The organism is Paenibacillus profundus (genome assembly GCF_021369635.1).
GTDB lineage: Bacteria > Bacillota > Bacilli > Paenibacillales > Paenibacillaceae > Paenibacillus_B > Paenibacillus_B profundus.
In genome coordinates, this window is sequence record NZ_JAJNBZ010000046.1 from 24,745 (window position 1) to 32,118 (window position 7,374).

Below are 7,374 nucleotides of genomic sequence, written 5' to 3' on the forward strand. Positions count from 1 at the left end.
TAAGACAATTTGATTGTATAATAGTATTCATAACATTGCCTTATAGATGGTACGTAGGAGGATGAGGCTCACGATGAACATCAACAAACTCGAAACCTTCATCACGTTATCCAATTGTTTGAGCTTTACAGAGGCAGCGGAACAACTCTACTGTTCTCAACCTGCGGTCAGTATGCAAATTCTAAGTTTAGAAGAAGACTTGGATACGCGCCTGTTTGACCGCATCGGTAAAAAGTTATACTTAACAAAACAGGGCGAGCAGTTTAAGCCGTATGCGGAACAGATTGTGAATTTGCTGCAAGCGGCCAAAGAGCATCTCCATCAAATGGAGGATATGTCATCGGGGACACTTTCCTTTGGCGCAAGCAACTTTGTCGGCGTTTATTTGCTTCCACCCTTGCTTGCTCAGTATAAAGAACAATTTCCCAATATTAACATCAGCATGAAAATTACTTCGTCCCAACAGCTCACGCAGCTGCTGGAGTCAAATAGCATAGAATTCCTTATTTTATCGGATCAAATTGCAATCGATGAATCTCGCTTTTATACCGCAACATATTATCAAGATCACCTTGTTTTTATTGCGCCGCCGTACCATCCATTAGCACAGAAAGAAGTTTGCACGCTGCATGATCTGCAACAAGAGACATTTCTCATGAAGCCGGACAAATCAGCAACCAGGCATTTTCTTGATCAAAGGTTTCAACAGACGGGGATATCAATTTCCAGCATTATGGAAATCAGCAGCTTGGAAGGCATCAAACAAGGGGTTATCCATGGACTTGGGATTTCTGCGGTTTCGGAGTTTGCGGTCAAGCAGGAAATCGCTGGCGGGCTGCTTGTTAAACTCCCTGTGGAGGATGTAAAATTTGAACGGGGCATTCGTTACATTTATCATAAAAAAAAGCATCTATCCCCCGCAGCGAGAGAGTTCATCAAATTGCTGGATGCAGCTCCACACAGATCTTGGGATCAACCTGCGGATTTCAGGAAATGAAAATATTATTATAGCCTTACATGCCCTAATATACTTACGATTTGTTAGTAAAGGAATGAGATATATGCAACAGAAATCTATGACAATTCAGGAAGTGGCGCAGTTGGCGGGTGTATCTGTAGCGACGGTATCCAGGGTATTGAATGACAGTTCTCTGGTCAAAGAAGAGACTCGCAACAAAGTATTAAGCGTCATACACAAATTCAATTACCAGCCGAACCTGTTGGGACGGGATTTACGGAGATCGGAGACGATGAAGGTGCTCGTATTGACTCCGACCCTGGAACAATCCATTTTTTCCGATATTGTCAAAGGCATCGAAAATCGCGGAAAAGAGGATGGCTATTATGTATTGGTCTGTCCAACTTCGAATCATGCGAATCGGGAAAGGGAATTGTTCCAAATGCTGCAACACAGGCTTGCCGACGGTGTCATCGTCATTAGTTCGACTCTCAGCAAAGAAGAGCTTAGCGGATTGGGACAAAAGCACAGCATCGTTCAGTGCTTAGAAATCACTGACGCCTCTTATACTTGCGGTGTATCCATCGATGATGAACAGGCGGCCTTTGACGCAGTCAGTCATCTAATCGAATTAGGACATCGGCGTATCGCCCTAATCGGGGGGCCCACGTTGAATAACTCAACACGCCTTCGAGAGCAGGGATATCGGAGGGCGTTGAACCAATCCGACATTCCTTTTCGGCAGGAATGGGTGAAGTATGGGGATTATGACCATCATGATGGCGAAGTGCTTACGAACGAGTTACTAGAGTTACAACATGCGCCTACTTCTATATTTTGCATGAACGACAGCATGGCTATCGGATGTGTCAATGCGATTAGCAAAGCGGGATACGAGGTACCGGAGGATTTTGCAGTAATCGGATTTGACAATACCCGTGAAGCTACGATGTCCTTGCCGGCACTGACAACCATTCACCAGCCTAAATATGATCTGGGCTACACGGCGATGAATTTGCTCATTCATAACATGACGTCAAAGGAGAAAAAATATGAACATGTGACGTTAACGCATCAACTGATAGAACGTGCCTCTACCGTGGAGAAGGAAAAAGAATAGTTCGGAATAGCATTCAGAATAAGGATACCGGAACTGGTTCAGTTGGCGCTTTGGCCGACGGCTTCCGGTTCTTTTTTGTTCTTGTTCTGCCAATGGGTATTGACGAACGAATGACCATGTAGAACGACGGTTACATTCGTACCACATCCTGACTAATCGAACCGCCCTTGACGTCAGAGCGCCGAAGGCGGTTTTCCCGCAGCAGGCTTGTAAGTCAGCCTTGACCGGCTGCATTCGTTCTTGCTCTTCTCTCGCCCTCTTAACAACCAGCTGAAGTCCTTTCGCACTACTGATTTTCCACCCCCCATTTGCACATTTCCTCTAATATCGGCATCAGCGTCTTGCCTCTCGGCAGCAAGGAGTATTCCACCTTCGGAGGGATTTGCTGATATTCCTCTCTTTTTAGAATGCCGCTCCTTTCCATCTCGCTTAACTGGGAACTCAACACCTTATGAGTAATACCAGGAATGCGTCTTTTCAACTCTCCGTATCGCATTACCTCTTCAAAGGCTAATTGGTACATGATTTTCATTTTCCATTTTCCTCCAATGATTGATAACGTATAGTCAAATGGAGTCAGTTTCTCTTTTGCGGTCGTGCTTTTAGGCTTTTTGATCATCATAGTCACTCTCCTTCCAGTAAGTATCTCTCAAAAAAGTGCGTACTATCTTTTATTGAGTCCGAGTTTATACTTATGAGTAACGTTCATTTGCTAACCTAAATTTTAATATCCGCCTGTCAGTTAGGCAAATTTTAATAAGGATGATGAAAATGCCAAAGCAAGATGCGCTCGCGTTCCATGCGAACGACTTGAGTGAACAGGATATGTATAAGCTGATGATCGGTTCGGTTGTGCCGAGGCCGATAGCGTGGGTATCGTCTAAGAGCAAGGCTGGCGTTCTTAATTTAGCGCCGTTCAGTTTTTTCACCGTTGCCTCCCGTAACCCGCCGACGTTACTGCTTTCAATAGGACAAGGAGTCAATGAGCGGGAAGGTACGATGAAGGATACGCTCACAAATATTCGTGAGGTTGGCGAGTACGTCATTAATATGGTGTCCGAGTCCCTCGGTGAGGCGATGCAGCGCTCGTCAGCCAATGTCGAGCCGGAGAAAAACGAATTCGAGCTTGCCGGAGTCACCCCACGCCCTTGCACGACCATAAATGTGCCGGCAGTGCTTGAAGCTCCGATTGCGTTCGAGCTGAAGCTGGATCGGATTATTTCAGTAGGCGATGATCATCTTGTGCTTGGCAAGGTGGAGCGTGTGCAAATAGACTCGGCCGCCTATGCGGGAAACTATAAAACAGCGATTGAGCAATGGAAGCCGCTTGCAAGCTTGGCAGGAGACTTCGCAGGATTAACACCTTCATTTTCGCTCGGACAGAAGGAGCAGTAAACAGCATGTTCCCGCTCTGCTGCCCCACTGGAAGCCGGGACGCGAAAGCCCTTGACCTTCCGGCGCGAGGGTCAAGGGCTTTCATGATAAAGAATTGGAGATGTCAGAAGAAAAATAAAGTCTTAGACCGGAGTAGTTGAGCTCCTGGTTGCACCCGGACGTGGCCGGACGGTTTATTCGTAAGCCGCCCTATGGAAGGTTTTGGGGAACACTCAAGTGCGAGAAGTATTACCTGCATAAATACGCGACCTTTGAAAAGTTAGAAAAGGATGTTGGGGATTACTTTCGCTTTTATAACTACGACCGATTACAAGCTAAATTAAACAACTTGGTAAACCTTGCAGAACCGCCGTAGACGGAGCCACTTGTAGGTGTGTAAGAAGACGGAGGCTTGGCCCCCCTAACTCGATTGATTTTTTCTTTTCTTTTTGTTGCGCTTAATTAAATCTATAATAACAACCAGAATCAATAAAATAATAGATTGCAATAAAGGCTTAACATAGTTTGGTTCATCGTAGATAAAGCAAGCTGCTACAAAGTTGATTATGAAAAAAATAAAGTATGTCAATATTTAATCATCTCATCTCAGAACCAGGGTTCTACTATTGTAGATTTTCTTTCATCCTTTTCATAGGAACCGTCTTGCCAAGGTGTTGCTATTTTTTCACCCAAGTAGCAAAGACTGCTGCAAAAGCGAGAGGAACACTAAAAGCAACCGAAAGACAAATGGGGATAAATAGAATATACAACTTTTTCAATAATAACACCTTTGTGGCACTTTTTATAATAAGGGGAATATCTTGGGTTTTATATAGTTTAAAAGTATTATTGACTCGACAAAACGTGTCGTTTTATAAGGATTGATTTAAAATTTTTCTAAAATAGCACATAGGAAAGGATTCTAGGAGCAAATTCTTCAATGAACTTCATTTGGATGACGGGTTGTCAAGCCAAGTGCGACAGTTCACTCATGAATGATTCGTAAGCAGTTTTCCACCCGAGGCATTTCCCTGGACGGTTATTAATCAATTCTATTGCATACGAAAGTTCTTCCTCTGTGACCATAGCAAGGTTTTGATGACAAGCGAACTCTTTCCCTCGATCCACGGTGGCCGTTTGAAACGTGGCTGATGGATAATCCTTAACTACTTACGCAGGCTTTGCTTTTACCACGACTGGATACGACTGTATCGAGTTCTCAGTGTCCGAAGCTGTCACACTTTCGGATTTCCTTGGGACGCTGGTTGATCGTTCTGCCGATATTGAACCGTCCACGCGTTTCTATTGGCTTGCGTCGCTTTCCTTTGTGACGAAGAATCTCAATATCACCTTGCACTAACAGGCCTGAGTATAACCAGCTCGTCCTAGTTCCCTCGCTATGACTCGGGTGGACCAGCCCTGGCTGTACAGGAGCCCTAGCTTCCCCCGTTCGAACATGTTAAAATGTGAGTAACTCATGATTGATTCCTCCGTGTAATGGTTGTTGTGGTGACTCCATTTTACACGAATCAATCATGAGCCATTTTTTTATTTAATGGTAACTGTCGCACTTCATATGACAATCCGTCATTTTGCGAACGAATCCACCATCCACTTTGAGAATTTTTCTTTTTCTTCAAATTGCGGATAATGAGCGGATTGGTCGTACGTTATAAATTCCTTTTTATTTGCATCAATCTGATCAAAGTATGTTTTGGCTGCTTTCGTGGAAGTCATGTAGTCGTAATGTCCCATTATAAAATACACCGGTAAATCTAGTTTTGTGATGATCGAAGGCAGAGGTTTTTTGATCGCCTGCCCTATTAGCGTTTCTTGTACATAGGATACGCCACGGTTATAACGGATGCGATCTAATAAGTTATACTCCGGTCCGAACAATAAACCATTATCTATGTCCGCATTATTATCGATCAGTCTTGCAGCACCGCCATATTTTCGAACATACTGGCGTGGAGTTAACATTTCGCCGCTTTTCACTTTTTCAGTTAACCCTTGCAAATACTCGACGTCGGTTGTATTACCGCTCAATTTTGCTTGATCAATCGTGAAATTCAGACCATCCAATTCGCTTTCTAACGTATTGGACATCTGCCCAATGCCGATATAGGCCTCATATTTTTCAGGAGCTTGCTGCGCAGCCTGTATGCCAATATATGTTCCAAAGGAATGGCCGACTAGTATGACCTTCTTTTGGTTGAAACGAGTGGATATGTAATCCGTCAAAGCCAATAAATCTTTCACTAATAGATCGGTCGAAAGGTTGGAATAATCTTCGCCGAAGCGATAAGATTTCCCGCTAGCTCTTTGGTCGTAATGGACAATCGTGAAATTCTTCTCCAATAGGTCTTGGTATTTGGTTACATAGGGTATTTCCGAAACACCTGGACCCCCGTGTATAAAGATTACAATAGGATTGTTCTTATCCTGACCTCGTATCATCAATTCATGACCGGTGCCATTAATTTCGACTTGCTCGAGTACACTTATGCTGTTTACGCCGTCTATTTTGGGGGTCCATGTGGGAAAAATCAATGCTAACCCAACAAGTGAAATAATAGTTGCTCCCAAATAAAGCAGAACTTTTCTTACCTTTTTGATAGTCTCATCTCCCTAGTCTTGTATGAATGAATATGGAATAACATCGTCCTGCATTGAAATCTATGACGCAAAAGATCATTTGATCAGTTTGAGCCGCGCTCTCGCGTATAATCCGACCATCTTTGAGAACCTTGTTCCTGTATCGGTTATCAGTTCAGCACCTGTACTTAATAAAATAATTGTAATCGAGGAAAGATTTTGGGGGGACGTACAAACGTCGGGATTTTTACTAGACCCGGGACGGGGAAGGAGAGTCAAAATCAATCCCAGCGGCACACCCACCTACCAGTAACTTTATATTCCTCGTTTGGCGTCTATTTTGCTAACCCGTATTCTCCTTGGCAACGAGGCAAAAGCCGGCTGAGACGCGTGGACGATTCACAGTGGGGATTCCCATCAGCCAATAGCACCGAAGGTTCCCCAACGATCGCCCTTGCAATGGCCACACGCTGCTGCTGTCCTCCTGATAATTGATCCGGACGTTTATATATATGGGATTCAAACCGACCATATAGAGCGCCTTTTTCGCTTTATTCACGTACTCTCCAGAACTGGGAAGGTCAAGAAGCCCCAATATATGAAGGAGCGAAGTCTTGCCAGCGCCGGAAGATCCCATAATAGCCACACATTCGCTTCTGTGAATCGTTACATTCACATTTTTGAGTACCTGCGTTTCGTTCTCCCCATGTCCGTAAGATTTGCAAACATTGTTTAATTCAATCACTGGTTACACTCCTCTCAGCATATCCGTTGGCATATAGCGTTTCATTTGAAACGTTAACGGAATCAAGCAAATACCGCTTAATGCCGTCATGATTCCAAGAATGACGAGTACGGTCACCCCATCAATGCGCAGATTAATATCTATCAGACTCGATGCGAGAGTAACGACGATTAGGCCAGCTAGGGCCGCAGTAGCAATGAGCAGAAGCATTTCCCCGTACACGAGGATGATAAGCTGTTTCATCGTTGATCCGGCGGCAAAACGGATCCCAAATTCTTTTTTCCTGCGTATCAAAGCAGCAAGAAACACACCAACAATGCTGAGCGCTGTTAGGACAAGCAACAGTACAGCAAAGCCAATGGTAAAACGAATTTGATATTCATACGTCTTGTTGTGATTGCGGATTATATCATCCACAGTGATAAACTTGCCGTCAAAAGCGGCGCTGCTCATCGCCTCACGCCAATGAGAGAGAAAGGCCTCTGACGGCGCTTTTCCATCTCTTTTGCTTATTCATTGAACTATACTCCCTCTATGAAGAATCACTTTTCTCTTAAATGCTCGCGTTTTCTTAGAATT

Annotated in this window: 8 protein-coding genes and 1 pseudogene; 4 read left to right on the forward strand and 5 right to left on the reverse strand. The window is 44.1% G+C overall.

Annotated elements, in window-relative coordinates; genetic code table 11:
• The first annotated feature begins 73 nt into the window (after positions 1 to 73).
• Both LQV63_RS28730 and LQV63_RS28735 read left to right on the forward strand, forming a co-directional pair.
• On the forward strand, positions 74 to 997 hold the full coding sequence (locus LQV63_RS28730) for a LysR family transcriptional regulator (protein ID WP_019424413.1): 924 nt from the start codon (positions 74 to 76) through the stop codon (positions 995 to 997).
• A gap of 64 nt (positions 998 to 1,061) precedes the next feature.
• Complete coding sequence (locus tag LQV63_RS28735) at positions 1,062 to 2,078, forward strand: LacI family DNA-binding transcriptional regulator (protein WP_233699278.1); 1,017 nt, start codon at positions 1,062 to 1,064, stop codon at positions 2,076 to 2,078.
• A 286-nt stretch (positions 2,079 to 2,364) separates the two neighbouring features.
• On the opposite strand, the gene LQV63_RS28740 is transcribed toward LQV63_RS28735, so the two are convergent.
• On the reverse strand, positions 2,365 to 2,700 hold the full coding sequence (locus tag LQV63_RS28740) for a winged helix-turn-helix transcriptional regulator (protein ID WP_233699279.1): 336 nt from the start codon (positions 2,698 to 2,700) through the stop codon (positions 2,365 to 2,367).
• Positions 2,701 to 2,849: 149 nt separating this feature from the next.
• On the opposite strand from LQV63_RS28740, the gene LQV63_RS28745 reads away from it, so the two are divergent.
• Positions 2,850 to 3,473, forward strand: coding sequence for a flavin reductase family protein (locus tag LQV63_RS28745; protein ID WP_233699280.1), 624 nt, complete (start codon positions 2,850 to 2,852; stop codon positions 3,471 to 3,473).
• Positions 3,474 to 3,633: 160 nt separating this feature from the next.
• Positions 3,634 to 3,828: an IS3 family transposase gene (locus tag LQV63_RS32220; protein ID WP_407672981.1), complete on the forward strand. Its 195-nt coding sequence runs from the start codon at positions 3,634 to 3,636 to the stop codon at positions 3,826 to 3,828.
• Positions 3,829 to 4,418: 590 nt separating this feature from the next.
• On the opposite strand, the pseudogene LQV63_RS28750 reads toward LQV63_RS32220, so the two are convergent.
• From LQV63_RS28750 to LQV63_RS28770, 4 genes and pseudogenes are all read right to left on the reverse strand, one after another.
• A pseudogene (locus tag LQV63_RS28750) lies at positions 4,419 to 4,830 on the reverse strand (transposase); the annotation flags it as partial.
• A gap of 209 nt (positions 4,831 to 5,039) precedes the next feature.
• Positions 5,040 to 6,071, reverse strand: coding sequence for an alpha/beta fold hydrolase (locus tag LQV63_RS28755; RefSeq protein ID WP_233699282.1), 1,032 nt, complete (start codon positions 6,069 to 6,071; stop codon positions 5,040 to 5,042).
• 314 nt (positions 6,072 to 6,385) lie between these two features.
• Positions 6,386 to 6,562 (reverse strand): ATP-binding cassette domain-containing protein, encoded by a 177-nt coding sequence (locus tag LQV63_RS31895; RefSeq protein WP_325175935.1) that lies wholly within the window; start codon positions 6,560 to 6,562, stop codon positions 6,386 to 6,388.
• Positions 6,563 to 6,798: 236 nt separating this feature from the next.
• The gene (locus tag LQV63_RS28770) at positions 6,799 to 7,248 is read right to left on the reverse strand and encodes an FtsX-like permease family protein (RefSeq protein WP_233699281.1); all 450 of its coding nucleotides are present in this window, start codon (positions 7,246 to 7,248) and stop codon (positions 6,799 to 6,801) included.
• Positions 7,249 to 7,374 lie beyond the last annotated feature (126 nt).